The sequence below is a fragment of the Pseudomonas sp. FG35 genome, assembly GCF_057809295.1.
Window position 1 is genome coordinate 77435 of record NZ_JBMDJR010000004.1, and the last position, 25449, is coordinate 102883.

At 59.9% G+C, this 25449-nt stretch carries 27 protein-coding genes and 1 pseudogene; 11 read left to right on the plus strand and 17 right to left on the minus strand.

The genetic code is table 11. From position 1 onward, the window contains the following. Nucleotides 1-873, minus strand: coding sequence for a LysR family transcriptional regulator (locus ACODTD_RS09465; protein ID WP_011335584.1), 873 nt, complete (start codon nucleotides 871-873; stop codon nucleotides 1-3). 120 nt (nucleotides 874-993) lie between these two features. On the opposite strand from ACODTD_RS09465, the gene ACODTD_RS09470 reads away from it, so the two are divergent. The 4 genes from ACODTD_RS09470 to ACODTD_RS09485 all read left to right on the plus strand — a co-directional run bounded on the left by ACODTD_RS09470 (nucleotide 994) and on the right by ACODTD_RS09485 (nucleotide 4317). Next, nucleotides 994-1434: a PACE efflux transporter gene (locus ACODTD_RS09470; protein WP_011335585.1), complete on the plus strand. Its 441-nt coding sequence runs from the start codon at nucleotides 994-996 to the stop codon at nucleotides 1432-1434. A 125-nt stretch (nucleotides 1435-1559) separates the two neighbouring features. Then, on the plus strand, nucleotides 1560-2981 hold the full coding sequence (locus ACODTD_RS09475; RefSeq protein ID WP_489104781.1) for an MFS transporter: 1422 nt from the start codon (nucleotides 1560-1562) through the stop codon (nucleotides 2979-2981). Nucleotides 2982-3134: 153 nt separating this feature from the next. Then, on the plus strand, nucleotides 3135-3701 hold the full coding sequence (locus ACODTD_RS09480) for a hypothetical protein (RefSeq protein ID WP_011335587.1): 567 nt from the start codon (nucleotides 3135-3137) through the stop codon (nucleotides 3699-3701). 154 nt (nucleotides 3702-3855) lie between these two features. Then, on the plus strand, nucleotides 3856-4317 hold the full coding sequence (locus ACODTD_RS09485) for a hypothetical protein (protein WP_011335588.1): 462 nt from the start codon (nucleotides 3856-3858) through the stop codon (nucleotides 4315-4317). Nucleotides 4318-4363: 46 nt separating this feature from the next. On the opposite strand, the gene ACODTD_RS09490 is transcribed toward ACODTD_RS09485, so the two are convergent. The 6 genes and pseudogenes from ACODTD_RS09490 to ACODTD_RS09515 all read right to left on the minus strand — a co-directional run bounded on the left by ACODTD_RS09490 (nucleotide 4364) and on the right by ACODTD_RS09515 (nucleotide 9698). Beyond that, a complete protein-coding gene (locus tag ACODTD_RS09490) occupies nucleotides 4364-4903 on the minus strand; it encodes a methyl-accepting chemotaxis protein (protein WP_371914057.1) in 540 nt (179 codons plus the stop codon). 9 nt (nucleotides 4904-4912) lie between these two features. Beyond that, nucleotides 4913-5683, minus strand: a pseudogene (locus ACODTD_RS09495) (PAS domain-containing protein); the annotation flags it as partial. A 591-nt stretch (nucleotides 5684-6274) separates the two neighbouring features. Further along, nucleotides 6275-7288 carry an ABC transporter substrate-binding protein gene (locus tag ACODTD_RS09500; RefSeq protein ID WP_489104782.1) on the minus strand — a complete coding sequence of 338 codons (1014 nt, stop codon included), beginning with the start codon at nucleotides 7286-7288 and terminating at the stop codon, nucleotides 6275-6277. After that, on the minus strand, nucleotides 7285-7830 hold the full coding sequence (locus ACODTD_RS09505; RefSeq protein WP_489104783.1) for a sigma-70 family RNA polymerase sigma factor: 546 nt from the start codon (nucleotides 7828-7830) through the stop codon (nucleotides 7285-7287). The genes ACODTD_RS09500 and ACODTD_RS09505 overlap by 4 nt, the downstream gene beginning before the upstream one ends. 127 nt (nucleotides 7831-7957) lie before the next feature. Beyond that, nucleotides 7958-8749 carry a phosphate/phosphite/phosphonate ABC transporter substrate-binding protein gene (locus ACODTD_RS09510; protein ID WP_489104784.1) on the minus strand — a complete coding sequence of 264 codons (792 nt, stop codon included), beginning with the start codon at nucleotides 8747-8749 and terminating at the stop codon, nucleotides 7958-7960. 7 nt (nucleotides 8750-8756) lie between these two features. Continuing rightward, nucleotides 8757-9698, minus strand: a complete 942-nt coding sequence (locus ACODTD_RS09515) for a fatty acid desaturase (RefSeq protein ID WP_489104785.1) — start codon at nucleotides 9696-9698, stop codon at nucleotides 8757-8759. A 337-nt stretch (nucleotides 9699-10035) separates the two neighbouring features. On the opposite strand from ACODTD_RS09515, the gene ACODTD_RS09520 reads away from it, so the two are divergent. Further along, nucleotides 10036-10455, plus strand: coding sequence for a GNAT family N-acetyltransferase (locus ACODTD_RS09520; protein WP_489104786.1), 420 nt, complete (start codon nucleotides 10036-10038; stop codon nucleotides 10453-10455). Here ACODTD_RS09520 and def read toward each other — a convergent pair whose 3' ends face one another. The 3 genes from def to ACODTD_RS09535 form a co-directional block, all read right to left on the minus strand. Beyond that, nucleotides 10456-10995, minus strand: a complete 540-nt coding sequence (gene def, locus ACODTD_RS09525) for a peptide deformylase (RefSeq protein ID WP_007951144.1) — start codon at nucleotides 10993-10995, stop codon at nucleotides 10456-10458. A gap of 2 nt (nucleotides 10996-10997) precedes the next feature. Then, a complete protein-coding gene (locus tag ACODTD_RS09530; RefSeq protein WP_011335595.1) occupies nucleotides 10998-11948 on the minus strand; it encodes a YihY/virulence factor BrkB family protein in 951 nt (316 codons plus the stop codon). Between the two features lie 177 nt (nucleotides 11949-12125). Beyond that, nucleotides 12126-12317: a CsbD family protein gene (locus ACODTD_RS09535; RefSeq protein WP_011335596.1), complete on the minus strand. Its 192-nt coding sequence runs from the start codon at nucleotides 12315-12317 to the stop codon at nucleotides 12126-12128. Nucleotides 12318-12514: 197 nt separating this feature from the next. On the opposite strand from ACODTD_RS09535, the gene ACODTD_RS09540 reads away from it, so the two are divergent. Beyond that, nucleotides 12515-12892 carry a hypothetical protein gene (locus ACODTD_RS09540; protein WP_007951149.1) on the plus strand — a complete coding sequence of 126 codons (378 nt, stop codon included), beginning with the start codon at nucleotides 12515-12517 and terminating at the stop codon, nucleotides 12890-12892. Between the two features lie 52 nt (nucleotides 12893-12944). Here ACODTD_RS09540 and fadD1 read toward each other — a convergent pair whose 3' ends face one another. Both fadD1 and fadD2 read right to left on the minus strand, forming a co-directional pair. Next, nucleotides 12945-14642, minus strand: coding sequence for a long-chain-fatty-acid--CoA ligase FadD1 (fadD1, locus tag ACODTD_RS09545; RefSeq protein ID WP_011335597.1), 1698 nt, complete (start codon nucleotides 14640-14642; stop codon nucleotides 12945-12947). Nucleotides 14643-14994: 352 nt separating this feature from the next. Then, entirely contained in the window at nucleotides 14995-16683 is a 1689-nt protein-coding gene (gene fadD2 / locus ACODTD_RS09550; RefSeq protein ID WP_201816156.1) for a long-chain-fatty-acid--CoA ligase FadD2, read from the minus strand. Between the two features lie 248 nt (nucleotides 16684-16931). On the opposite strand from fadD2, the gene ACODTD_RS09555 reads away from it, so the two are divergent. Next, nucleotides 16932-17876 carry an alpha/beta hydrolase gene (locus tag ACODTD_RS09555; protein ID WP_201816158.1) on the plus strand — a complete coding sequence of 315 codons (945 nt, stop codon included), beginning with the start codon at nucleotides 16932-16934 and terminating at the stop codon, nucleotides 17874-17876. A 43-nt stretch (nucleotides 17877-17919) separates the two neighbouring features. Then, a complete protein-coding gene (locus tag ACODTD_RS09560) occupies nucleotides 17920-18390 on the plus strand; it encodes a MaoC family dehydratase (RefSeq protein ID WP_003227420.1) in 471 nt (156 codons plus the stop codon). Nucleotides 18391-18465: 75 nt separating this feature from the next. Here the strand turns inward: ACODTD_RS09560 and ACODTD_RS09565 are convergent, their stop codons facing one another. Beyond that, entirely contained in the window at nucleotides 18466-18933 is a 468-nt protein-coding gene (locus ACODTD_RS09565) for a PA2169 family four-helix-bundle protein (RefSeq protein WP_007951153.1), read from the minus strand. A gap of 205 nt (nucleotides 18934-19138) precedes the next feature. Between ACODTD_RS09565 and ACODTD_RS09570 the strand changes: the two genes are divergently transcribed. Then, complete coding sequence (locus ACODTD_RS09570) at nucleotides 19139-19375, plus strand: DUF3820 family protein (protein ID WP_003213031.1); 237 nt, start codon at nucleotides 19139-19141, stop codon at nucleotides 19373-19375. 30 nt (nucleotides 19376-19405) lie between these two features. After that, nucleotides 19406-20587, plus strand: coding sequence for an aminotransferase class V-fold PLP-dependent enzyme (locus ACODTD_RS09575; protein WP_489104787.1), 1182 nt, complete (start codon nucleotides 19406-19408; stop codon nucleotides 20585-20587). Here the strand turns inward: ACODTD_RS09575 and ACODTD_RS09580 are convergent. From ACODTD_RS09580 to zwf, 4 genes are all read right to left on the minus strand, one after another. Then, the gene (locus ACODTD_RS09580; protein ID WP_201816161.1) at nucleotides 20584-21300 is read right to left on the minus strand and encodes an intradiol ring-cleavage dioxygenase; all 717 of its coding nucleotides are present in this window, start codon (nucleotides 21298-21300) and stop codon (nucleotides 20584-20586) included. The genes ACODTD_RS09575 and ACODTD_RS09580 overlap by 4 nt on opposite strands. A 167-nt stretch (nucleotides 21301-21467) precedes the next feature. Next, complete coding sequence (locus ACODTD_RS09585) at nucleotides 21468-22133, minus strand: bifunctional 4-hydroxy-2-oxoglutarate aldolase/2-dehydro-3-deoxy-phosphogluconate aldolase (RefSeq protein WP_011335602.1); 666 nt, start codon at nucleotides 22131-22133, stop codon at nucleotides 21468-21470. Between the two features lie 17 nt (nucleotides 22134-22150). Beyond that, nucleotides 22151-22864, minus strand: coding sequence for a 6-phosphogluconolactonase (gene pgl, locus ACODTD_RS09590; protein WP_064383725.1), 714 nt, complete (start codon nucleotides 22862-22864; stop codon nucleotides 22151-22153). Next, nucleotides 22851-24317, minus strand: coding sequence for a glucose-6-phosphate dehydrogenase (zwf, locus tag ACODTD_RS09595; protein ID WP_221615332.1), 1467 nt, complete (start codon nucleotides 24315-24317; stop codon nucleotides 22851-22853). The genes pgl and zwf overlap by 14 nt, the downstream gene beginning before the upstream one ends. 226 nt (nucleotides 24318-24543) lie before the next feature. On the opposite strand from zwf, the gene ACODTD_RS09600 reads away from it, so the two are divergent. Next, nucleotides 24544-25404, plus strand: coding sequence for a MurR/RpiR family transcriptional regulator (locus ACODTD_RS09600; protein ID WP_169842436.1), 861 nt, complete (start codon nucleotides 24544-24546; stop codon nucleotides 25402-25404). Nucleotides 25405-25449 lie beyond the last annotated feature (45 nt).

A 25449-nucleotide genomic window follows, 5' to 3' on the forward strand; every position in this document is an offset into this window, starting at 1 on the left:
TCAACCGCCCAGCAACTCCACCAGAGCCAGCGCGCCCTTCTGCAGCGGCTGGCTCTTGAGCCACACCGCGTGCACCGGCAGCACCAGGCCGTTTTCGATGTTGCGGAAATTCAGCCGTTTCAGTCGTCCGCTATCGAGCCACGGCTGCACCACCGACAGCGGAAAATTGCCCCAGCCCAACCCCGTCTCGACCATTTCCAGCGCCGTCTCCAGGTTGTCGGTGCGCCAGTGGGACTCGGCCACCAGTGGCCGGGTTTCGCTGATCGGCAAATCGCGACTGCCAACCACGATCTGCCGCACATGCACCAGATCCTCGAGAAACAGATCCTGCCCCTGCAACAACGGGCTATCCGCCGCCAGCGTGGCGATCATTCGTTCGCTGCCGACAAACTGAAACCGTTCCAGCACATTCACGCTCAACCCGGCGAACGCCAGACACACGCTGACCCGGCCACTGTGAAGCATTGCCAGCACATCATCCTGCGGCGCAGTCAGCACTTCGATGTCGAGCAGCGGATGGCGCTCGCTGAGGTCCTTGATCGCCGCCAACAACCGTCGACGGTCAATGTCCGCCGCCACGCCAATCGACAATTTGCTCTCCAGCCCCAGCGATAACTGCACCGCATGCACTTGCAATTGCTTGAGCTGATCGGCGATCAGCCGCGCGTGTGGCACCAGCGACAGCGCCATCGCCGTGGGTTGCGGTTCGCGGTGACTGCGGTCGAACAACGCATAACCGAGTTCGGCCTCGAGATTGCCGATCGCCATGCTCACCGCCGACGGGACTTTGCCCAACGCCCTTGCAGCGGCGGAAAACGAGCCGCGCTCGATCACGGCGAGAAACAGCTCGATGCTTTCGCTGTTGAAATTCACTTCATTTACCTATCAATAAAACTGAAAGCTTCTGACTTTTTCTGTCACCGCCATTGAAGCTATCTTTCGTCGCCTTCGCCAGCCCCGTTGGCCACAAGTCGCAAGAAAGAGGCAATTCCCATGCAAGGCGTCAAACGCAAACTGGTCTATGTGTCGCTCTATGAAGTGATCGGCATGACCTTCTCGGCCCTTGGCCTCGCCCTTTTGTCCGGCACCTCACCCGGCAGCACCGGCCCGCTGGCGGTGATCATCACCACCATCGCCGTGACCTGGAACTTCATCTACACCTCGTTGTTCGAGCGTTGGGAAAGCCGTCAGGTGTCGCGCACCCGCACGGTGAAACGGCGCATCGCCCACGCCGTCGGATTCCAGCTGACGCTGATCGTGTTCCTGATTCCGCTGATCGCCTGGTGGATGAACATCAGTCTGGTGCAAGCCTTTTTGCTGGATCTGGCGCTGATTGTGTTCATCCCTTGCTACACCTTCGCATTCAACTGGCTGTTCGACCGGGTATTCGGCTTGCCGGCGTCGGCGCTGCCCGATCCGACGCCTGCGACATAAATCGTTAATTGGTAAGCGGATATTGCAAGAAATCGTCGGTTTTACCTCGCCAACTGCCGATATAAACAATCCTTGATTTCCGATAGCAGGCTAAGCTTTTCCATCAATAAAAAATGGATCAGCCCATGACTGCACACGCCCCCGCCGCGCAACGCGACGGCATCGACCCCATACGCGCCGCACAGATTTCCGCCCGCATCGACCGCCTCCCGGCAGTCGCCACGATCTGGCGGCTGGTGGCGCTGCTGTCGATCGGTGGTTTCTTCGAACTCTACGATCTGTTCCAGACCGCCTATATCAGCCCCGGCCTGATCCGCGATGGCATCTTCGCCATCGGCAATCAGGGCGTGTTCGGTTTCTCCGATCAGGCCGCGTTCGCCTCGGCGACGTTCCTCGGACTGTTTCTCGGCGCCAGTCTGCTGAGCCCGATGGCGGATCGCTTCGGGCGGCGGGCGATCTTCACTTTCGCGCTGGTCTGGTACACCGTCGCCACAGTTTTAATGGGCGTACAGAGTTCAGCGCTGGGGATCATCTGCATGCGTTTTCTGGTGGGTATCGGCCTCGGCATCGAACTGGTGACCATCGACGCCTACCTCTCGGAACTGGTGCCCAAGCGCATGCGCAGTTCGGCGTTTGCCTTCGCGTTTTTCGTGCAGTTCCTGTCGGTGCCGGCGGTGGCGCTGATGTCCTGGTGGCTGGTGCCGCAGGCGCCGTTCGGCATCAGTGGCTGGCGTTGGGTGGTGTTGGCGAGCGCGGTGTTTGCGCTGTTCATCTGGTGGCTGCGCAAACGTCTGCCGGAGTCGCCGCGCTGGCTGGCGCAGCATGGCCGCTTCGATGAGGCGAACCGGATTCTCGACGGCATCGAGGCGCGTTGTGAGAAGGATCACCGTCAGCCACTGGATGCGCCGGAAGCAGTAGCCGTCGATGTCGAGGGCAAGGGCCGTTTCGCCGATATCTGGCAGCCACCGTACCGGCGCCGCGCGCTGATGCTGATTGTCTTCCACATCTTCCAGGCGATCGGTTTCTTCGGCTTCGGCAACTGGCTGCCAGCGCTGCTTTCCGGTCAGGGTGTCAGCGTCACCCACAGTCTGATGTACGCGTTCATCATCACCCTCGCCTACCCGCTCGGGCCGTTGCTGTTCGTCAAATTCGCCAACCGCTTCGAGAACAAGTGGCAGATCGTCGGCTCGGCCCTCGGCGCCATGACTTTCGGCACCCTGTTCGCGTTGCAGACCAGCGCCGTCGGCCTGATCTTCTGCGGTGTGATGATCACCTTCTGCAACGCCTGGCTGAGCTTCAGTTACCACTCCTATCAGAGCGAACTGTTCCCCACCAACATCCGCGCTCGGGCCGTCGGGTTCTGCTATTCGTTCAGTCGTTTGTCGACGGTGTTCAGCAGCCTGTTGATCGGTCTGTTCCTCGACCACTTCGGGACACCGGGCGTGTTGGCGTTCATCGTCGCCAGCATGTTGATCGTGATGCTGACCATCGGCTGTTTCGGTCCTGGCACCCGAAACCTGGCGCTGGAAAACATCGCCCATCGCTGACGGACAACGGTCATCCTCTGCCGCCCTCCGGCAAGGGATGACCGCTTTGCCGGTTCACCAAAAACCACAAGCCATTGAAATAAAAGAACTTATTAGATGGGCATGGTAATTGCTCCCTAGGACTGACAGTCATTACCTACAGGTCCTTTCATCATGTTGGTCAGTGCAAAACAACAGCAAATCATTCACCTGCCCAAGCCGCTGAATGACGATGCAACCGCCACCGCTGCGGCCGGCCTGCAAGGCGGTCTGCATGGCGCAATGCTGCAGACCCTGCAAAACCAGGCCCAGGCGCAAACCGCCGAAGCCACCGCCAAAGTGCAGGAATCGGCTACCCAACTGGCGACCCAGCAAGTCAGCGAAGCCACGCGCATCAGCGACAACGTCGACGAAGCGTTCGCCAAGACCCGCGTCGCCCTGCAAACCTCCGATACTTCGCCGAGCAAATCCACAGGCTCATCGGCCCTGGATGAATTCAAGGACTACATGAGCAAAACGCCGGAACAGCGTCTGCGCGACAGTATCCTGAAGGAAATGGGCCTGACCGAAGACGACATCAAAGCGATGCCGCCGGAGAAACAACTGGCAATCGGCAAAGAGATCGCCGAGCGTCTACAGGACAAGATCAAGCTGGCCGAAGCCGAAAAACAAAACAAGCAAGACGCCAACTCGACGAAGATCAGCGACGAGTCGGCGGACAAGTTCCTCGCTTCGCTCTAAGAAGATCCCTTCCCTCAGCAGAGTCTCACTCGAGACTCTGACCTCACCGTCCGGTTACCGCTAGTCGATTTCTTACTCCCGAGAGTCGATACCTGTAAGTTCTGACAGTTGTCCTCCCCATCAAAGCTGAAACAACATCAACCGTGGAGGAGCAATGTCGCTCCGCCAGCAGCTCAGCCAAGAAAAGGAATTAAAAATGAACGTGGAAAACAACGCAGTTGGGCTGTTTGGTTTAAAAGTGAGCGAAAACGGTGGCCCGGAAGAAACCATCACCACTAATGAGCTCTTTTTCACCGTCACCTCAAAAAATCTACGTGTCGGCGGTTTCCAAGTAGGTCCCAACGGGTTACGAGGTGCCCAAGTGGACATCTATGGTGAGATCAAAACTGGCACATATCCCTTCACAAAGGACCTTAGCGTCACTGGTTTTTATAATCAAAGCGGATTGGTCAGCTCTTGGCCTGCAGTTACAAAGGGCGGGGAAATAACAATTCTGGAAGTAGACGTTACGAAAAAGTTTGCAAGAGGAACCTTCAAGTTCAGGGCAGAAGAGCGTGGCAACCCGTCCAATTATGCAAATGCCACTGGTAGCTTTTCCTTGACCGAAAAAGAGTGATCGAGAAAATTTTGCCCCTCTATACAGAGGGGCAATTCCCAAGTCGCTACTCTAATCTCAACGTCTCATTGAACTGACTGATCGCATCCACCACATGCCGCGAGCCCTGCTGAATCTCCCGAATCGCATCCCCCGCCTCGTTCGCCAGTTCCACCCCGAGCCCGGTGCGGCTCAGGCTCGACTGCATGCTCGACACTGCGCTCAGTGACAGCTCATGGTTCTTGCGCACCACGTCGACGATCTCCACGGTCGCCTGGCTGGTTCGCGCCGCGAGGCTGCGCACCTCGTCCGCCACCACCGCAAAACCACGCCCGTGCTCACCCGCCCTTGCCGCTTCGATCGCCGCGTTGAGCGCCAGCAGGTTGGTCTGGTCGGCAATCCCGCGAATGGTCTGGACGATGGTGCCGATGATGTCCGACTGCTTGCTGACCGCATCGATGCTCAGCGCCGCTTCGTTGAGGTCGCGGGAAATATCCTGAATGATCTGCACCGTTTGCTGCACGACCTGTGAGCCTTTTTGCGCGCAGGCGTCGTTTTGTACAGAGGTGCTGTGGGCCGATTCCGCAGCGGTCTGCAAGGTGGTCATCTGGTGGGTGATGTCACTGGCGAACTTCACTACTTTGTACAACCGGCCTTTGGCGTCGAACAACGGGTTGTACGAGGCTTCGAGGTAAACGGTCTGCCCCGACTTGTTCTTGCGTTCGAAGCGGTGCGAGTGATATTCGCCGCGATTGAGCGAGGCCCAGAACGCCTTGTACTGCGCGGACTCGGCCTCGACCCGGTGACAGAACAGACTGTGATGATGGCCGACGATTTCGTTGAGCGAGTACTGCATGGTCTTGAGGAAGTTGTCGTTGGCCGTGATCACATTGCCTTCCGGGGTGAACTCGATCACCGCCATCGAACGGCCGATGGCGGCCAGCATGCTTTCTTCTTCTTTTTCCTTGTTCACTCGCGCGGTGATGTCCGCCGCCACTTTGATCACACTGCGGACCTGTTTGTCCGGGCCATACACCGGCATGTAACTGGCTTCGAGCCAGATTTCCCGACCGCTTTTGTTCAAGCGCAGGAAAGTCCCGCTGATGGGTTCGCCACGGGCCAGGTCACGCCACAACTTGGCGTATTCCTCGCTGCGATAAAATTCTTCTTCACAAAAAATCCGGTGATGTTTGCCACGCACTTCTTCGGCGCTGTAGCCCATGGTCTTGCAGAAGTTGTCATTGGCATCCAGCACGATGCCCTCGGGGGTGAATTCGATCATTGCCATCGAACGGCTGATCGCCGCCAGCTTGGCGTTGGCTTCGGTCAGGGCACAGCTGAAACGTTCGATTTCCTGCAGATCAGCCTTGTGATGTAGGTTGAACATGTCTCGATCACCTTCCGCGCGTTCTTTTGATTTGATGAAAGTTCAGGTCTTTCAGAATCCACCACTACGTTCCACAGAACAGGCACACGCCTTCCTCCACGGGAGGAAGTTGTCAGGTGATAAACGATGATTAATCGGAGAGTCCATGCGACGACGCTCTAATCAAGGCATCCTTTTCTTGATAGCCCGCAGGCGGGCCATTCCTAACGTGAAGAAGAACTTCCATTTAAAAACATGCTCCTTGTCGGTTCAGTGTCCGGTGCCTTCGGTTGCGCACTCTGGCAGCTTTGTCCACGGCTAACCGATTGCCGTCTGAGCGCTTTGAATGGCGGCCGACATAGTTAGTTATGAATGAGCATAGACAGCGCGAATGCTTGCGCAAGGCCACTAGTCGGCCAGCAATGAGGGAATTCGGACAGGAAACGGACGAGAAACGGTTCAGCGCAAAAAGGTGTTGTCTGGTCGAACGCCATCGCGGGCAAGCCACGCTCCCACAGGTACCACGCAGGCTTGAACATTGCGCAGAACCTTGTGGGAGCGGGCTTGCCCGCGATGGCGTCGGTGCAGCACTACAGAAATATCAGAAAAAAACTACAGACTGCTGCCCACCTTGTTCGCCACATCAGCCGGTACCCAGGGCTTCCACACTTGCGGTTGATCGCGCAGGAACGCCTCGGCCACCTGACGTGGCTGCTGGCGCTTCTCGCTCATCCCGGCCAGGGTCTGGTTCAGCAGATCGATCGGCAAGTCGACTTTCTCAAAGAACGTCACCAGCTCCGGATACTGGGCCTTGAACGGCGCCGACACGCCAATCGCCAGGCTCGCCGGCATCGAGCGGGTGCCTTTCGGATTGGGGTTGTTGGCATCGGCCAGGGTTTTCCAGGCTTCGGCGTCGAACGGTGGCTCTTCCAGCTTCACCAGTTTGAAGCGACCGAGCAGCGGCGTTGGCGACCAGTAGTAGAACAGCACCGGTTTGCCGCGCTTGATCGACGACGCCACTTCGGCATCCAGCGCCGCGCCGGAGCCGGTGCGGAAGTTGACGAAGCTGTCGTTCAGCGCGTAGGCCTTGAGCTTCTGGCTGTTGACGATTTCCGAGGTCCAGCCGGTCGGGCTGTTGAGGAAACGCCCACGGCTCGGGTCTTCCGGATCCTTGAACACATCCTTGTAGCGCGGCAGATCGGCCACCGATTTCAGCTCCGGCGCCAGCGGCTTGATCCCACGCTCGGGGTCGCCCTTGATCACGTATTCCGGCACCCACCAGCCTTCGGTGGCGCCTTTGACCGTGTCACCAAGGCCGAACACCTTGCCTTCGGCGGCAGCCTTGACCCACGCCGGACTGCGCCCGGCCCACTCTTCGCCGATCACCTGAATATCGTTTTTCGCCAGCGCCGCTTCCAGGCTGACGGTGCTGCCCGGCAGCGTGTCGGTCGGGTAGCCGTAGCCTTTCTCGACGATCAGGCGCAGCACTTCGGTGATGAAACTGCCGCTTTCCCAAGTGATGTCGCCGAAGTGGATCGGCGCGGTTTTTTCCGCTGCCACCACGTGGCCGGCCGTCAGGGTCAGGGCCAGCAGCGAACTGCCGAGCAGGGTTTTGAGCGATCTCATGCGGACCTCTTGTTCTGGGAGGAAATCAGGGTTTGGTTGGCGCTGTGGCGATTGCACAGGGCCTGGGAACGGGTCATGTACATGCTCACCGAACGCTGGGAGATGCCCAGTTCGGCAGCGATTTGCGGGTAGGTCAGGCCGTCGATGCGGGCCAGCAGAAAGGTCGAGCGCACCTTGCCTGGCAGGCGCTGGAGCGTCCGGTCCAGATGTTTGAGGCTCTGCGACAGGTCGGCGAGTTGTTCGGGAGATGGCGCGTGATCGAGTTCCACTTGTTGCAGTTGATGCAGATGCCGACGCTCCAGGTCGCCCCGCCGCCAGCGCTCATACAGCAGGCGTTGGGCGATGGTGGTGAGCAAGGCGCGGGGTTCGCGGATGGCGGTCAGGCCGGGGGCTTCGAGCAGCTGCGCGAAGGTTTCGGCGGCGATGTCTTCGGCCGTGGCCGCATCATTCGATTGCCGACGCAGACGTGTGCACAACCACTGGTAATGGTCGCGAAACAACGTGTTCACATGATTGCGATGGGATGAGTCGGCGCCGGACATGGGGGCTCCTTGGTCAAGGGTCGCTGAATGTCCGGTCGTCCGGTGGCGCGATCCTAGCAAGGTGCCTTATGCGTTAAAAATACTTAAAAAGAATTTTTATATTCCACCAACGAATTACAAGAAGTCACTAGCGCAGGCGGCCATAACCCAGCTCTTCGGCCTCGCGCTGGTAATCCAGCAGGACGAGGTAATCGCTTTCGCTGGCGGGCAGGACTTCGGGCAAACCGAGGAATCGGGCCACGTCCGGCAAGTCTTGAAGACTGCGGTTCATGGCCCGGCGCAGGTATTCGATCTGCTCGTCCGTCGTGCTGGCGGCGGTGATAAAGGGCAAGGTCGGGCTGAACGCACTGCGCGCCACCACCCGCAAGCCGCTGACCTCTGCGGCGGCGTATTGCGCCAGGTACGCAAAGGTCACGCTGTCGATGGCCGCCAGATCGGCACGGTCTTCGCGCAACCAGCGCAGGCTTTCGCGGTGGCCACCACTGATGCCGACCGTGGCGAAAAACTGCCCGTCCCGGTGCAACGGCGCCAGACGCTGACGCAACAGGTTCATGCCGCTGTTGGAGTCGTCGCTGTTGATCACCCCGCGACTGTCGAAAAATGCCGCCAGACTGCGGCGCGAATCATCGGCGCGGGCGAGGATCAGGCTGCAATGGTTGCCGGCGCTGGCGTCCGGCAATTCGTAGCGCGGACAACCGACAATCCTCACCTGCCCACGCAGCGCGGTCATCAGCGGATAGCCGCAGGTCTGGGTCAGCAGCAACTCGGGTGAGCGCCAGAGTTCCAGCAGCGACAGGCCTTCGGCATCGAGCCGCGAATGGCCCAGGTGTTCGAGAATCCGCGCCAGCCATTGCTCGTTCGCCGCGCGGATCGGCTCGGGGGCGATGTACATCAACAACTCTGCGTAACCTGACGTCATGCTGGCCTCAAATAAACGGATGCTGCGGGCTGTCGATCGGCTTGATGCCGTGCCGGCGCCACAGTTGCCCATAACCTTGCACCAGAAATCCGCCACTGCGCGCCACCCATTGCTCCCGGCGCATGCGGTAAGCCTCGGGCAAGTCGTACCACGAAAGCTTCGGCAAGTCGTGATGCACCAGATGAAAATTCAGGTTCAGGAACAGCCAGCGCCACGGCCATCCGGCTTCGTTGAGCACCGTGCGCTGCTCCGGTTGCGTATGCGGCCGATGTTCATAGTAGGAGCGAACCATCGCGATCGACAGCGCCGGCACGCTGATCAGAAACAGGTAATGCCAGATCGGCAACACGCTGTAGCGGGCGATGAAATACAGCATCAGCACGGTCAGGGCGCCGTGGGTCAGCCACATCAGCCAGGCCTGGCGCTCGCCGCTTTTCAGACGTTGCAATTCCTCACCGGCCAGCGTCAGCAATGCCAGCGGTGCGCCAAGAATGAAGCGGCCCAATACGGTCTTGTTCAGCCAGTGCAGGCTGCGTTCGAACAGCGAACTGCCCTGCCAGCGTTCGGCACTCAGGTAACGGCTTTCGGGATCGACGCCGGGAATCGTCAGGTCTTCGTCGCGATGGTGCTGCAAATGGCTGTCGCGATAGAGCGTGTACGGATACCACACCGCGAATGGCGCATAGCCGAGGAGTTTGTTGACGAAGGTCCAGCGCGTCGGATGTCCGTGGAGCAATTCGTGCTGCACCGACAGCCACAGCACCAGCAGCGGAATCAGCAGCAGCGTGCTCCACCAGACGCCGAGCCGTTCGCTGCCCAGCACAATCGCAAACCAGCCGACGTACACGCCGATCAGCAGCAGCCAGGTCGGCCACTCGGTGCGCGCGGTGAAGCGCTGACGCAGGGTTTCGATCTGTTGGCGATGGGCATCGTCAAAATAGTGGGGCATGGCGTGGCTCGGAACGAGGGTCTGATCGTTCTGTGCAACACCGGCGGGAAATCTTGCAGATTATTTTTGCGAGCTGTTTTCAAGGACAGGACAGGAGCCCGGATCCGGGCTCCCGTACAGCGCGATCAATGGCCAAAAATGTCGACTTTTTTCGCCCTTTTTTCGTGGCGTTTTTCGATGGCGGTCTTGGCCGGTTTCTTCTTCGCGGCTTTTTTCGAATCCATACCTTTGGACATGATGCGTACTCCACTCAGAGGGGATGTGAGATCAGGTATACACCTATCCCGGCGGGCACGTTGTTTTATAATCCGCAGCTTTTGCACCGGCAGTCCGATTCATGACCGACATCCGTTACAGCCAGCTCGACGACCTGTCCTGGCCCTTGATGAACAAGTTCTACCGCCAGCATCAATCGTCGATGAAAGCGGTGCGCGAGGCGCAATGGTGGGTGGCGCGGCGGGAGGAAATCGTGGCGGCGCTGTGCCTGCGGCCGGTGTTCGGCGGGCATTGGCTGACCGGGTTGTTCGTTGATCCGGCCTGCCGCGAACAGGGCATCGCTGCGCAATTGATCGCGGCGGCGGTGAAAGATGTGGAGGCGCCGGTGTGGCTGTTCTGCCATCCGGACTTGCGTGGATTCTACGAGCGGCGCGGCTTCACCTTCGACCCCGCCCTGCCCCAGGCCATGGCCGAACGTTTGAGCCGCTATGCGCGGAGCAAGCCGATGATTGCCATGGAGCTCGCACCGCGCGTGTTTTAGTCAGTCGTCCGCGTTGGGATCGAGGTCCGGAAACATCACTTCGGTGAAACCGAACTTGCTGAAATCGGTAATGCGCGACGGGTACAGCCGTCCGATCAGGTGATCGCATTCGTGCTGCACCACCCGCGCATGGAACCCCGAGGCCACACGCACAATCGGCTCGCCTTTGGGATCGACGCCCTCGTAACGGATCTGCTGATAACGATCCACCGCGCCCCGCAGGCCGGGCACCGACAGGCAACCTTCGAAGCCCTCTTCCATCAGCGGGCTGAGCGGCGTGATCAGCGGGTTGATCAGGATCGTCTGCGGCACGGCTTCGGCGTCCGGGTAGCGTTCGCTGTGCTCGAAGCCGAAGATCACCAGTTGCAGATCGACACCGATCTGCGGCGCGGCCAGGCCGACACCGCCGACACTTTCCATGGTCTGGAACATGTCGTCGATCAGTTGCCACAGCTCGGGACTGTCGAGCATTTCAGCGGGCACTGGCGGGGCGATGCGCAGCAGGCGTTCGTCGCCCATCTTCAGGATTTCACGGATCATGGTCAGACTTCGTCAGTGTTCGGCTTGAGCGAATGATCGCGCCCGAGGCCGGAAACGTGTTGTTTGGGATGTTCATCGAGTTCGCCGGGGACTTTCTCGCCCGAATCCTTGCCCTCGCTGGACATATGTTCGATGACCGCATTCATCTCCGCGCCGAGCAACAACACGGCGGAGGAAATATAGAAATACAGCAACAGCACGATGATCGCACCGATGCTGCCATACATGGCGTTGTAGTTGGCGAACGTCTTGACGTAAAACGCGAAGCCCAGGGACGCGATGATCCACACCACCACCGCCAACACCGAGCCGGGGGTGATGAAGCGGAATTCCTGTTTGACGTCGGGCATCACGTAGTAGATCAGCGCCACGGCCACCATCATCAGGATCACGATCACCGGCCAGCGGGCGATGGTCCACAAGGTAACGATGACTTCTTCCAACCCGACCTGCGCGGCGATCCAGCCCATCACCTGCGGGCCGAGCACCATCAGCGCAGCGGCCACCAGCAACATGCCGGCGATGCCCACGGTGTAGATGACAGACAGCGGAAAACGCTTCCACAGAGGCCGGCCCTCGACCACATCGTAGGCGGCGTTCATCGCGCTCATCATCAGGCGCACGCCGGCAGACGCGGTGTACAGGGCGATGACGATACCCACCGAAAGCAGGCCGCCCTTGGATTGCTGCAGTTGATCGATCACCGGGTTGACCTGCTCCAGCGCCTGGGGCGGCAACACCAGTTCCGATTGCAGGCGCAGCCAGGAGAAGAAGTCCGGCAGGTGCAGGAAACCGATCAGGGCAATCAGGAACAGAATGAACGGGAACAGCGAGAACAGCATCTGGTAGGCCAATGCCGAGGCATAGGTCGACATCTCGTCGTCGACGAATTCGGTGATCGTGCGCACCATCACCCGGTGCAGGGGCAGACCTTTCATGTCGGGAAAAATCATTCGCGTCTCCTTTCGCCGCAAAACAGGTTGAAGTCGTGGCGACTCAGGGGCCGTTTTTCTCTCATCAAAGTAGCTTACTTGGCGACTTTGAAACACTGTGTTCCGTGACCGCATGTGAGCGGGATACGAAAACGGCCATCCTTGGATGGCCGCTTCGCTGTTTCGTTCAAGGCCTGATCAAGCCTTGTCGACGCCTTTCTTGATCGCGTCCTTGGCTTTGCCCACCGCTTGCTGGGCCTCGCCTTTCTTCTCTTGCAATTTGCCTTCGGCTTGCAGTTTGGTGTTGTCGGTGGCTTTGCCGACACCCTGCTTGACGTTGCCGACCGCTTCGTTGGCCATGCCTTTCACTTTATCGCTCGTGCTACCCATGGTGATTCTCCTTGGAACATTAACGGGGAAAGTCAGTACGTAATGATTGACTGGCCCGGTTTGCGCCAAGTTTCATTTATTTTCAGGGTTTCATTTCGTCGCGACGTGCAGGTTGGGCTTTATGTTTGCGAGCGTTGCCCCGAGAATGCCCACCACAAGGGCGCCAGGCGCCACTGAACCGATCCCGCAGGAATGTTATGAAACTCGATAAAAAGCAGGCCATCGCCCGTCGCAACCAGGAACTGGGCGGTGCCGTGCTCGGCACCAACAACTGCCACTTCGCCGAACTGAACCGCAACCGCAACATCTGGTGGTTCGACTTGCCGGTTTCGCGTCTGGCGATCGGTCAGTACGAGTGGATTCACCTGTTGATGCACACCCCGGCCACCGACGAACTGCTGCACCTGAAAGTGCCGACCGTGTTTCTGCGCGAGAAACTCGAAGGCCTGGTGATCCGCAACGAAGGCAAGCGCAAGGCCGCCCTGAGCCTGGAACTGAGCGCCGACAAGGACTCGTACCTGCAGGACATGCGCCCGGCGGGGACCAATGTGAACTTCGCGCCGTTCCGCCAGTAAGCGTTCAAGCCCTGCACCAACAAAAAGCCCCGCATCTGCGGGGCTTTTTGTTTTATGCGGCGCTCTTCGCCTTGATCTTCTTCAGCTCTTCGTCGCGAAGTTCGCGGCGCAGGATCTTGCCGACGTTGGTGGTCGGCAGCGCATCGCGGAATTCCACCGAACGCGGCACCTTGTAGCCGGTGACGTTGGCGCGCATGTGCTCCATCACCTGCTCCTTGGTCAGCGTGACGCCCGGTTTGGCGACGATGAAGATTTTGATCGCCTCGCCGGATTTTTCGTCCGGAACGCCGATGGCCGCGCACTGCAACACGCCGGGCAGGGCCGCCAGCACGTCTTCCAGCTCGTTCGGGTACACGTTGAAACCGGAGACCAGGATCATGTCTTTCTTGCGATCGACAATGCGCATGTAGCCGTCCGGCTGGATCAACGCGATGTCACCGGTTTTCAACCAGCCTTCGCTGTCGAGCATTTCATCGGTGGCTTCCTGACGCTGCCAGTAGCCCTTCATCACTTGCGGGCCCTTGACGCACAGCTCGCCGATTTCGCCCAGCGGCTGCTCGACACCGGCATCGTCGATGACTTTGCACAGGGTCGACGGTACCGGAATGCCGATGGTGCCGATCTGGATGTTCTGGATCGGGTTGACTGTGGCCACCGGGCTGGTTTCGGTCATGCCGTACCCTTCGCAGATCGGGCAACCGGTGACCGCTTTCCAACGCTCGGCTGCGGCCAGTTGCAGAGCCATGCCGCCGGACAAGGTGACTTTCAGCGCCGAGAAGTCCAGCTTGCGGAAACCTTCGTTGTTGCACAGGGCCACGAACAGGGTGTTGAGGCCGACGAAGCCGCTGAACTTCCACTTCGACAGTTCCTTGACCATCGCCGGCAGGTCACGCGGGTTGCTGATCAGGATGTTGTGGTTGCCGATCAGCATCATCGCCATGCAATGAAAGGTGAACGCATAGATGTGGTACAGCGGCAGCGGCGTGATCAGGATCTCGCAACCTTCATTGAGGTTGGAGCCCATCAGCGCCTTGCACTGCAGCATGTTGGCGACGAGGTTGCGATGGGTGAGCATTGCGCCCTTGGCCACGCCGGTGGTGCCGCCGGTGTATTGCAGCACCGCGACATCGCCGCTGTCCGGGTTGGCTTCGGCAACCGGCTGGCCCTGCCCCTTGCTCAGCACGTCGTTGAACTTGACGGCTTTTGGCAGGTGATAGGCCGGCACCATCTTCTTCACGTACTTGATGACGCTGTTGATCAGCAGACGCTTGATCGGCGGCAGCAGGTCGGCGACTTCGGTGACGATGACGTGTTTGACACCGGTTTTCGGCACCACGGTTTCGGCCAGATGCGCCATGTTCGCCAGGCATACCAGCGCCTTGGCACCGGAGTCGTTGAATTGGTGTTCCATTTCCCGCGCGGTGTACAGCGGGTTGGTGTTGACCACGATCAGCCCGGCACGGATGGCACCGAAGACGGCAACCGGGTACTGCAACACGTTGGGCAGTTGCACGGCGATTCGATCACCGGGCTGCAAATCGGTATGCTGTTGCAGATAAGCGGCAAACGCACCGGACAATTCGTACAGTTCACCGTAGGTGAGGGTCTTGCCCAGGTTGCTGAACGCCGGTTTGTCGGCGAAGCGTTGGCAGGATTGCTTCAACACTGCCTGAATATTCGGGTACTCGTCTGGATTGATGTCGGCAGCAATTCCAGCGGGGTACTTATCCTTCCAAAAGTCTTCGATCATGGAAGCCCACTCCTCAGCAACGCGAATTCAGCACCGCATTTGATGCGATTATTATTGGTGTTTGTTTATTGGTGAGTCTGGCTTTTTACAAGGCCGAGAAGTCACAAAGCGCGCCGAGAGTAGCAGCTTTGCCAAGGGTCGACCAGAGCCAAAAGCGGCCCACATGGTCACTTTAATGACTCAAGAACTATTGGCAGTCATTTTAGAGCAAAAATCCTATAACACCTTGAAAGTCCCGGTTTTCGGGGGCTTGAAACGCGAGCGGGCTCGCTCCCACAGGGTCACCAGTGAACCTGGGGGGAGCGAGCCCGCTTCGGGCGGCGATCCGACGATTGCGCTTGGCACAGTCTGTTTATGCGATATCGCGCAACTCCCGCCGCAGAATTTTCCCGACAGGCGTCATCGGCAACGACTCGCGCAGCACGATATGTTTCGGCACCTTGTACGCCGTGAAATTCTCTTTGCAGTAAGCCTTCAGTTCTTCCAGGCTCACGCCGGTTTCCCGCGCCACCACAAACAGCTTCACTGCCTCGCCTGAGCGCTCGTCCGGCACCCCGATCACCGCGCAGTTGGCGACTTTCGGGTGGGCCATCACCACGTCTTCGATCTCGTTCGGGTACACGTTGAAACCGGAGACAATGATCATGTCTTTCTTGCGGTCGACGATGCGCACGAACCCGTCCGGGTCAATGACTGCAATGTCGCCGGACTTGAACCAGCCCTCGGCATCCAGCACTTCGGCGGTGGCCTCGGGCTTGTTCCAGTAGCCCTTCATGATCTGCGGGCCCTTGATGCACAGTTCGCCACGCTCGCCCAGCGGCTGCTCGACGCCGTCGTCGTTGATGACTTTCAACAAGGTGCCCGGCACCGGCAGGCCGACCGTTCCGATCCGCGACAGCTCGCCGTACGGATTGGTGCAGGCCACCGGCGAGGTTTCAGTCAGCCCATAGCCTTCGGTGATCCGGCAACCGGTGATCTGCTCCCAACGCTCGGCGGTGGCCTTGACCAGCGCGGTGCCGCCGGAGTTGGTGAGCTTGAGGGTGGAGAAATCCAAGGTCTTGAAGTCCGGATGATCCATCAACGCGACAAACAGCGTGTTGAGCCCCAGCAGCGCCGAAAACTTCCAGTTCTTCAGCTCCTTGATGAAGCCGCCGATGTCACGCGGGTTGGTGATCAATACGTTGTGGTTGCCCGACACCATCATGCACATGCAATTCGCGGTGAAGGCATAGATGTGGTACAGCGGCAGCGGCGCGATCATTACCTCCTGCCCTTCGCGCAGCAGCGGCTGGCCGTCGCTGCCGAACTGGCCGAGACAGGCGCGCACCTGTTGCATGTTCGCCACCAGATTGCCGTGGGTCAGCATTGCGCCCTTGGCCAGGCCGGTGGTGCCGCCGGTGTATTGCAGCACGGCGATGTCATCCAGGCCGACCTTCAGCGGCTTGATGCCCAGGCCCCGGCCCATGCGCAACGCGCTCTTGAAGGAAATCGCCTGGGGCAGCGAGTACGCCGGGACCATTTTCTTCACTTTGCTGACCACGGTGTTGACCAGCCAGCCCTTGGCGGTGGGCATCAGGTCGCCCATCTTCGCTTCGATCAGGTACTGAATGTCGGTGTCCGGCAGCACTTCCTGGACCTTCTGACCGAACATGTTCAGGTACACCAGCGCCCGGGCACCGGAGTCCTTGAACTGGTGACGCATCTCCCGCGCGGTGTACAGCGGGTTGGTGTTGACCACGATCAGCCCGGCGCGCAGAGCACCGAACACGGCAATCGGATAATGCAGGACGTTGGGCATCTGCACCGCGATGCGATCCCCCGGCACCAGGTCGGTGTGGGCTTGCAGATAACCGGCGAAGGCGGCGCTCTGGCGCTCCAGCTCGGCGTAGGTCAGGGTCACGCCCATGTTGCTGAACGCCGGGCGATCAGCGAATTTCTTGCAGGAACGCTCGAACACCTCGATCACCGACTTGAACTCACCCGCGTCGATGTCCAGGGGTACGCCCGCCGGGCGTTTGTCATTCCAGAAATCAGGTTGCATTGTTCTTGTCCTCTTTACCTGAGCCGATCCGGGGCCGCTTCGCTGTCATTTCTTTCTGTCCCTGAAAAAGCCGAGAGCAAAAAGCGGGGCTTCACGGACACTAGCAGCTATGGTCAATCAGGCAAATATGGGCAAGGTCCTCATTGATCGTGTGAATCTTCCTGCCGTGGCGTGAGCTGATCGGACGCGCTATACAATGCAACCTCTGCACGACTCTTGAGCAAAAACAGGCCGCAAAAGGAATCGCCATGATCCACGACACCTTCTGGCTGGACGCGAGTGACCGCAGCCGCCTCTTCGTCAACCATTGGCTGCCGAACGCGCCGCTGAAAGCGGTGATTCTGCTGGCCCATGGCATGGCCGAACACAGCGGTCGCTATGCACGGCTGGCAGAGGCGTTCTGCGCTGAAGGCTACGGTGTGTACGCACCCGATCAACGCGGCCATGGCAAGACGGCCGATCATGGGACGCTCGGGCACTTCGCTGACGACGACGGCTGGTGCAAGGTGGTTGGGGATCTCGCGAGTCTCAACCAGTTCCTCGGCCAACGTCATTCGGGCGTGCCGATCGTGCTGCTCGGGCACAGCATGGGCAGTTACATTGCCCAGGCTTATCTGCTGCATCACAGCGCCAGCCTGCACGGCGCGATTCTCAGCGGCTCGAATTTCCAGCCGGTCGCGCTGTACCGCGCGGCCCGGCAGATCGCCCGGTTCGAAAAGCTGCGCCAGGGCGCCAAGGGCCGCAGCGCACTGATCGAGTGGCTGTCATTTGGCTCGTTCAACAATAAATTCAAACCGGCGCGCACCGCGTTTGACTGGCTCAGTCGCGACCCGGTCGAGGTCGACAAGTACGCCACCGACCCGTTGTGTGGCTTTCGTTGCACCAATCAGTTGTGGATCGACCTGCTCGGCGGGTTGCAGCAAATCAGCAAAGCGTCCAATCTCGCCCAGATTGATCCGGGCCTGCCGCTGCTGGTGATTGGCGGCGAATGTGATCCGGTGAGCGAAGGCAAGCGTCTGACTGATCTGGCCAACGCCCTGCGCGCAGCCGGCAGCCAGAACCTGCAACTCAAGATCTACCCGCAAGCCCGGCACGAATTGTTCAACGAGAGCAACCGCGACGAAGTGACCGCCGATGTGCTGGCCTGGATCAAACAGGCCCTGAGCCATCGCCGGCCACACCGCAGCGAATAATTTTTTTTTGGATTCATTTCATCCGTCACAGGAATTCAGCCCCATGACCCAGGTTACCAACATCCCTTACGAAGCCCTCGAAGTGGGCCAGACCGCGAGCTACAGCAAGACTGTCGAGGAACGCGACATTCAGCTGTTCGCCGCGATGTCCGGTGACCACAACCCGGTGCACCTGGACGCCGAGTTCGCCGCCGCCAGCATGTTCAAGGAACGCATCGCCCACGGCATGTTCAGCGGCGCGCTGATCAGTGCCGCAGTGGCTTGCGAGCTGCCTGGACCGGGCACCATTTATATCGGCCAGCAGATGAGCTTCCAGAAGCCGGTGAAGATCGGCGACACCCTGACCGTGCGCCTGGAAATCCTTGAGAAACTGCCGAAATTCCGCGTGCGCATCGCCACTCGCGTATTCAATCAGCGCGATGAGCTGGTGGTGGACGGCGAGGCCGAGATCCTGGCGCCGCGCAAGCAACAGACCGTTACCCTGCCGACGCTGCCGGCCATCAGCATCGGTTGATCGCCCTCGCCCTCGATCAAATCCGGGCACAAAAAAACGCCAGACCAGCTGGCGTTTTTTGTGGGCTTCGAACGCTTACGAGCGTGCGCGAGCCTGGTTACGCAGCGCCTTCACCTGGTCGTGATTGCGTTGCACACCGTGGTACTGGCGTTCGACCAGGTCACGAATGCCGACCAGATTGTGTTTGTTGATCTTCTCGATCGCTTCACGATAAGCCTTCAGGGCGTGGTCTTCACCGCGCTCGGCTTCGTTGAGCACCGCTTCTTCGTCCTTGCCGGTGAACATCGCTTTGACGTCGACCCAGCGACGGTGCAGATCACCGCTGACACTGGTCGAGGTTTCCGGATCGCCACCCATCGAACGCACGGCGGCTTGCAACTCGGCCGCAGCGGTTGCGCAATCGGCGGAGCGTTTCACGAACAGGGTTTTCAGCTCTGGGTGCTTGATGTCTTCAGCGCAGGTCTTGAACCCTTCCTGACCGTCCTTGCTGGTTTCGATCAGGTCGTTGAGGACGGAGATGGCTTCTTTATTCATGTCAGTCATTTTTCAATTCCTTGCGTGGGTGAAAGATGCAAGGAGTGTTGCAGTGGTCGTGCCAGCTTCACTAAAAGAATTTAATCTTTGATTTTCAATAACTTACAAATAATCCAGAAATCTGTATGCCTGTTATTTGCATGATCTGTCATTTGGCCTGCATGCAGAATGCCTGTATTTTCCGAAGTGTTTTCAAAGCCAGACGATTCCAACGATGAACCCTGAAAAGCTCGAACTGCTGATCACCCGCGAAATGCCCTTCGGCAAATACAAGGGCCGGATCATTGCCGACCTGCCGGGCCCGTACCTGAACTGGTTTGCCCGGGAAGGATTTCCCCATGGCGAACTGGGCGGGCTGTTGGCGTTGATGCAGGAAATCGATCACAACGGCCTGTCGGAACTGCTCGAACCGCTGCGCGCCAAACACGGCAAACCTGCCCCGCGCCACTGAGGCGTCACCCTGATCCGAGTCGAGTCGACCATGCCCGATAACACCCGCCGCGCCCGAGACGAAGCTTTCTGGCAAACCTTCGCCGACCGTTACGACCGCCACCCCGGCCCGGTGAATCTGGAGAACGGCTATTTCGGGCGCATGTCGCGCACCGTGGTCGAGGAGTACCAGCGCAACATCGAGCTGATCAACAACAGCAACTCGATCTACGTGCGACAGCGTTTCGAGCAGCACGACAGCCTCGACATCCGTGCGCAACTGGCAGAGCTGATCGGCGTGCGCGCGCAAAGTGTGGCCTTCACCCACAACGCCACTGCCGGCCTGCAATCGCTGATCCGCAACTATAACCGCCTGCAACCTGGCGACCAGGTGCTGATCTGCGATCTGGAGTACGACACGGTCAAGGGCGCGATGCGCTGGCTGGCACAGCATCACGGGGTCGAGGTGATCGAGATCGAGCACGCCCACCCCGCCAGCTTCGACAGCCTGCTGGCCACGTACCGCGAAGCCTTCATCCGCCATCCAAAGCTCAAGCTGATGGCCCTTACTCACGTCACTCACCGTACCGGGCTGGTGATGCCGGTGCAGGCCATTGCCGCGCTGGCCAAGGAACATGGGGTCGATATCATCCTTGATGGTGCCCATGCCCTTGGCCAGATCGAGTTCGATCTCGAAGCGCTGGGCATCGCCTTCGCCGGGTACAACCTGCACAAGTGGATCGGCTCGCCGCTGACTCTCGGTTTTCTCTACATAGCTCCACAGCGCCTGGCCGACATCGACCCGGACATGGGCGAGATGCATTTTTCGGCGGGCGATATCCGCTCACGCACGCCCTACAGCACGCCGAACATTCCGGCACTGATGACCCTGCCTTTGGTGTTCGAGGAACACCGCTCACTGGGTGGCGCGGCCGCCAAGGGCGCGCGGGTGAACTACCTGCGCAACCTTTGGGTGAGTGCCGTACGCAACCTGCCGGGCATTGAAGTCATGACCCCGGACGATCCGCGTCTGTATTGCGGCATCACCTCGATGCGTTTTACCCGGCATGCCGACCAGCAGGCGATGGTCGAACGCCTGCTCAACGACTACAACCTGTTCACTGTCGTGCGCAACGGCGCTGCCTGCGGGCCGTGCATCCGTGTCACGCCGTCGCTGACCACGACGGCGGCGGAGATTCAGCAGCTGGTTCTGGCGTTGAATGAACTGCGTTAAACCGTGTACTTGTCGAAGTCCTCGGGCTTGATCTGCGACGACACCGCAAAGGTGTCGATGCCGATCGTGAGGTGGCCGAAGTACCCGTCCTCGTGTGAATCACGACCGATCGGCCACACCGTCAGGGTCGACTCTTCGCCGCCCATGTTGGCGTAGTAGGCATCGTCGTTGTTGCACACCGGCAGCGAACTGCGCCCGCGGTAGGCCTTGGCATTGAGCACGCCGCGGGAAACCACCTCCGGAAAATACAGCTGCCCGACCCAGGCCACATTGCGCTCCTCCAGGTATTCGTTGCCGGCGACGATGCGCACCGCCACGTGAACATGCAGGGTGCGACCGGCGTAGAAACCCGGATAGATCGTGGTGAAGCGCACCCTGCCCTTGTGGTCGCTGAACTGACCGCCGCGCAAATAAGTGTCGTCGTCGGTTCGCGGGATCGAGCCGATATCCTCAACGTCAACTTCCAGATCCGGGTTCACCCGGCTCCAGCCGGAATAGGCGCCGCGTGCGTTGCAGTGCCAGATATCCACCAGCGCACCGCTGACCGGCTCGGCGGTCATGGCATCGACGATGGTCAGGCGCAGCAGCAACGGCAGGCCTTCGGCGCCTTCGCTGATGTTGCGGCGCAGCAGCTTGGGATTGCGGAAATATGGCCCGGCGACTTGCTCGGGGGCCAGTTGATAAACCGTTGGAGCTGAAGGCTGGTGATCCATGACGCGCTCTCTCTTCCATAAGATGAACGCAGGTTAACGCCACACGCGCAGCCAGGTGCGGTAACTATGTATCTCGAGATATCGAAGGTTTTCGGGCAAAAAAAAACGGTGCACCGACCAAGCGCACCGTAAAGCCGTAGAACACACAACGAAGTGTCAGTTGAAGATCAGTCCAGCAGCGCCAGAGCCTCGGCGGTGCATTCCTGAATGCGGGCCCAGTCGCCGTTCTTGATCCACTCCGGATCGAGCATCCAGCTACCGCCCACGCACATGACGTTTTTCAGCGCCATGTAGCTCTTGATGTTGGCAGGGCCGACGCCGCCGGTCGGGCAGAATTTCACTTCGCCGAACGGGCCGCCGAGGGCCTTGATTGCCGCCACGCCGCCGCTGACTTCAGCCGGGAACAGCTTGAAGCGGCGATACCCCAGGCCATAGCCTTCCATGATGCCGGAGGCATTGCTGATGCCCGGCAGCAGCGGGATCGGGCTTTCGACGCTGGCTTCCAGCAGGTCACGGGTGATGCCCGGGGTGACGATGAACTGCGAACCGGCGGCTTCGGCCGCGGCCAGCATATTGCGGTCGAGCACGGTGCCGGCACCGGTCACCAGCTCCGGGCGCTGTTCGCGCAGGATCTGGATCGCCTTGAGGCCGAACTGCGAACGCAGGGTCACTTCCAGCGCGGTCAGACCACCGGCGGCCAGGGCGTCGGCCAGCGGCAGCACGTCCTGTTCGCGGGCGATGGTGATCACCGGCAGGATCCGCGCCTTGGCGCAGAGGCTGTCGATCAGGGCAACTTTGTCCGCCATGGAAACGGTCGGGGATGGGGTTGTCATAGCGGCTGTTCCTTGGCTCATGGGCACCAGTAAATCTCTAACGTAGGTTGCAGAAACGCGCGAACCGGCATGGCGGCGACATCGTTGGATGCCAGTGCGGCATTCAGGGTGGTCAGTTTCGACTGACCGGAAATCGACAGAATCTTGTGCCGGGCCGAGGCCAGCAGTGCGCGGCTCATGGTCAGGCGCTGACGCGGCACGCTGGGCGCGAGCATTGGCCAGCAGCGACGGGTGCCGTCGGCTTGCAGGGCTTCGGCCAGGTTCGGGCTGTCCGGGAACAGCGAGGCGGTGTGACCGTCATCGCCCATGCCCAGCACCAGCACGTCGATGGGCGGCAACTCGGCGAGCAAACGATCGGCCTGCTCCGCAGCCTGCTCGACATTGGCCGCCGCGCTGTAGAGACTGAGGAACTGCGCCTTGGCCGCCGGGCCCTTGAGCAGATACTGCTTGAGCAGGCCGGCGTTGCTGTCGGCGTGTTCGACCGGCACCCAGCGTTCGTCGGCCAGGGTCACGACGACCTTCGACCAGTCCAGTTCCTGCTTGGCCAGATGCTGGAAAAACGCCACCGGACTACGGCCGCCGGACACCACCAGCACGGCGTTGCCGCGTGCCGCCAACGCTTCGCTCAATTGCTTGGCGACATTCAGCGCCAGGCCTTCGGCGAGCAGCACCGGGCTCTTGAATTCATGGGCATTCACGCCCTCGGGCAGTTTCACATCAGATATCGCCATACCACGACCTCCCGTCCCGCGTGATCAATGCAATGGAGCTCATCGGCCCCCACGACCCGGCCGCATACGGCTTGGGCGCGTCACCGGATTTTTTCCACCCGGCGATCAGCTGGTCACACCATTTCCACGCGGCTTCGATTTCATCTTTACGGACAAACAGGTTCTGATTGCCGTTCATCACTTCCAGCAACAACCGCTCGTAGGCATCGGGGATCCGAGCGCTGCGCCAGGTGTCGGAAAAATTCAGTTGCAGCGGGCCGCTGCGCAGTTGCATGCCCTTGTCCAGGCCTTGCTCCTTGGTCATCACGCGCAAGGAAATACCTTCGTCCGGTTGCAGGCGGATGATCAGTTTGTTGCTGATCTGCAGGCGCTGCTCGGGGGCGAAGATATAGTGCGACGGCTCCTTGAAGTGGATGACGATCTGCGACAGTTTCTGCGGCATGCGCTTGCCGGTGCGCAGGTAGAACGGCACGCCGGCCCAACGCCAGTTGCGGATGTCGGCACGCAGGGCGACGAAGGTTTCGGTGTCGCTCTGGGCGTTGGAATTCGGCTCTTCGAGGTAGCCCGGCACGGACTTGCCTTCGCTGTGCCCGGCGATGTACTGGCCGCGCACCACCTGCGTGGTCAGACCTTCCGGACTGATCGGCGCCAGGGCCTTGAGCACCTTGACCTTCTCGTCGCGGATGCTGTCGGCGGACAGGTCGGCCGGCGGGTCCATGGCGATCAGGCAGAGCAGTTGCAGCAGGTGGTTCTGGATCATGTCCCGCAACTGACCGGCCTTGTCGAAGTAACCCCAGCGACCTTCGATACCGACCTTCTCGGCCACGGTGATTTCCACGTGGGAGATGTAGTTCTGGTTCCACTGGGTTTCGAACAGGCTGTTGGCGAAACGCAGGGCGATCAGGTTCTGGACGGTTTCTTTGCCCAGGTAGTGGTCGATGCGGTAGGTGCGGTTCTCCGGGAAGAACTGCGCCACGGCGTCGTTGACCTTGCGCGAGGATTCGAGGTCGGAGCCGATCGGTTTTTCCAGTACCACGCGGGTGTTTTCCGCCAGACCGACGTTCGCCAGGTTCTCGCAGATCGCGCCGTACACCGCCGCCGGGGTGGCGAAGTAGGCAATCATGCGTTGCGTGCTGCCGGCCAGTTCGGCCAGCGCCATGTAATCTTCAGCCTTGAGGAAGTCGACGTGCAGGTAGGTCAGGCGCGCCAGAAAGCGCTCGGCCACGGCCTCGTCCAGTTCCTTGCCCACGTAACGGCGCAGCTCGGCGGCGATGAACGCCAGGTGCTGCTGCTCGGTGCCCGCCTCACGGGCCAGTGCGATAATGCGCGTATCCTCGTGCAGCAGGCCGGCGCCATCCAGGTGATAAAGGGCAGGAAACAGCTTGCGCAGGGCCAGATCGCCCAAGGCGCCGAACAAGGCGAAGGTGCACGGTTCAACCGTAATCGAAGGCATGATGTTTGTTCTTTTATCAAGTTAAGCTACAAATACCTTTTTTCAAGGCATCACTCAAGGGAAAATGTAGTAATAACCACAACATTTTCGCAAAATACAGATTCCGAGTGGTGGTCGGTCGGAGCCATCAGTAGGATAGGCCACCGTCACGGGCCACATCAAAGGCCCAATTTGCATAGCCGCGCGCTTATCGGCGCCGGTGAATCTAGGAATTCTTATGGACCGCGTGCGAAATTTACTGGAACAGATCCAGAGTCGCCTTGAAGAGCTGAACAAGGCCGAACGCAAAGTCGCCGAAGTGATCCTGCTCAACCCACAGCAGGCCACCCGCTTCAGCATCGCCGCCCTCGCCCAGGCGGCGTCGGTCAGTGAACCGACGGTCAACCGTTTCTGCCGTTCGTTCGGTGTCAGCGGCTACCCCGAACTCAAGCTGCAACTGGCCCAGAGTCTGGCCAGCGGCGCGGCGTATGTCAGCCGTGCAGTAGAAGCCGACGACAATCCCGAGGCTTACACGCAGAAGATTTTCGGCAGTGCGATCGCGTCTTTGGACAGCGCCTGCCAGGCGCTGGACCCGAACCTGATCAGCCGCGCCGTCGACCTGTTGATCCAGGCCCGGCAGATCCACTTCTTCGGCCTCGGTGCTTCGGCTCCGGTGGCTTTGGATGCACAGCACAAGTTCTTCCGCTTCAACCTGGCGGTCACCGCCCACGCCGATGTGCTGATGCAACGGATGATTGCCTCGGTGGCGCACACCGGCGAGCTGTTCGTGATCATTTCCTACACCGGGCGCACCCGCGAGCTGGTGGAAGTGGCGCGCATCGCCCGGGAGAACGGCGCTTCGGTGCTGGGCCTGACGGCAGAGAATTCGCCGCTGGCCAAGGCCAGTACGCTGAGCCTGAATATTCCGCTGCCGGAAGACACTGACATCTATATGCCGATGACTTCGCGGATCATTCAGTTGACCGTGCTGGATGTGCTGGCGACGGGGATGACGTTGCGTCGCGGGGTGGATTTCCAGCCGCATCTGCGCAAGATCAAAGAGAGCTTGAATGCGAGCCGGTATCCGGTGGGTGACGAGTTCAACTGATCCTGACGACTGATCGCTCCCACGCCGAGGCGTCGAACCGTCCGC

What these genes read in the sequence shown, in the direction of transcription:
- ACODTD_RS09520 (WP_489104786.1), top strand. Translation starts at nt 10,036, where the DNA reads ATGACCGACATCCGTTACAGCCAGCTCGACGACCTGTCCTGGCCCTTG.
- ACODTD_RS09510 (WP_489104784.1), bottom strand. Translation starts at nt 8,749, where the DNA reads ATGACGTCAGGTTACGCAGAGTTGTTGATGTACATCGCCCCCGAGCCG.
- ACODTD_RS09530 (WP_011335595.1), bottom strand. Translation starts at nt 11,948, where the DNA reads ATGATTTTTCCCGACATGAAAGGTCTGCCCCTGCACCGGGTGATGGTG.
- ACODTD_RS09505 (WP_489104783.1), bottom strand. Translation starts at nt 7,830, where the DNA reads ATGTCCGGCGCCGACTCATCCCATCGCAATCATGTGAACACGTTGTTT.
- ACODTD_RS09540 (WP_007951149.1), top strand. Translation starts at nt 12,515, where the DNA reads ATGAAACTCGATAAAAAGCAGGCCATCGCCCGTCGCAACCAGGAACTG.
- ACODTD_RS09575 (WP_489104787.1), top strand. Translation starts at nt 19,406, where the DNA reads ATGCCCGATAACACCCGCCGCGCCCGAGACGAAGCTTTCTGGCAAACC.
- fadD2 (WP_201816156.1), bottom strand. Translation starts at nt 16,683, where the DNA reads ATGCAACCTGATTTCTGGAATGACAAACGCCCGGCGGGCGTACCCCTG.
- def (WP_007951144.1), bottom strand. Translation starts at nt 10,995, where the DNA reads ATGATCCGTGAAATCCTGAAGATGGGCGACGAACGCCTGCTGCGCATC.
- ACODTD_RS09565 (WP_007951153.1), bottom strand. Translation starts at nt 18,933, where the DNA reads ATGACTGACATGAATAAAGAAGCCATCTCCGTCCTCAACGACCTGATC.
- ACODTD_RS09485 (WP_011335588.1), top strand. Translation starts at nt 3,856, where the DNA reads ATGTCGCTCCGCCAGCAGCTCAGCCAAGAAAAGGAATTAAAAATGAAC.
- ACODTD_RS09515 (WP_489104785.1), bottom strand. Translation starts at nt 9,698, where the DNA reads ATGCCCCACTATTTTGACGATGCCCATCGCCAACAGATCGAAACCCTG.
- ACODTD_RS09580 (WP_201816161.1), bottom strand. Translation starts at nt 21,300, where the DNA reads ATGGATCACCAGCCTTCAGCTCCAACGGTTTATCAACTGGCCCCCGAG.
- ACODTD_RS09585 (WP_011335602.1), bottom strand. Translation starts at nt 22,133, where the DNA reads ATGACAACCCCATCCCCGACCGTTTCCATGGCGGACAAAGTTGCCCTG.
- ACODTD_RS09475 (WP_489104781.1), top strand. Translation starts at nt 1,560, where the DNA reads ATGACTGCACACGCCCCCGCCGCGCAACGCGACGGCATCGACCCCATA.
- ACODTD_RS09470 (WP_011335585.1), top strand. Translation starts at nt 994, where the DNA reads ATGCAAGGCGTCAAACGCAAACTGGTCTATGTGTCGCTCTATGAAGTG.
- fadD1 (WP_011335597.1), bottom strand. Translation starts at nt 14,642, where the DNA reads ATGATCGAAGACTTTTGGAAGGATAAGTACCCCGCTGGAATTGCTGCC.
- ACODTD_RS09490 (WP_371914057.1), bottom strand. Translation starts at nt 4,903, where the DNA reads ATGACCACCTTGCAGACCGCTGCGGAATCGGCCCACAGCACCTCTGTA.
- ACODTD_RS09560 (WP_003227420.1), top strand. Translation starts at nt 17,920, where the DNA reads ATGACCCAGGTTACCAACATCCCTTACGAAGCCCTCGAAGTGGGCCAG.
- ACODTD_RS09570 (WP_003213031.1), top strand. Translation starts at nt 19,139, where the DNA reads ATGAACCCTGAAAAGCTCGAACTGCTGATCACCCGCGAAATGCCCTTC.
- ACODTD_RS09535 (WP_011335596.1), bottom strand. Translation starts at nt 12,317, where the DNA reads ATGGGTAGCACGAGCGATAAAGTGAAAGGCATGGCCAACGAAGCGGTC.
- ACODTD_RS09555 (WP_201816158.1), top strand. Translation starts at nt 16,932, where the DNA reads ATGATCCACGACACCTTCTGGCTGGACGCGAGTGACCGCAGCCGCCTC.
- ACODTD_RS09480 (WP_011335587.1), top strand. Translation starts at nt 3,135, where the DNA reads ATGTTGGTCAGTGCAAAACAACAGCAAATCATTCACCTGCCCAAGCCG.
- pgl (WP_064383725.1), bottom strand. Translation starts at nt 22,864, where the DNA reads ATGGCGATATCTGATGTGAAACTGCCCGAGGGCGTGAATGCCCATGAA.
- ACODTD_RS09500 (WP_489104782.1), bottom strand. Translation starts at nt 7,288, where the DNA reads ATGAGATCGCTCAAAACCCTGCTCGGCAGTTCGCTGCTGGCCCTGACC.
- zwf (WP_221615332.1), bottom strand. Translation starts at nt 24,317, where the DNA reads ATGCCTTCGATTACGGTTGAACCGTGCACCTTCGCCTTGTTCGGCGCC.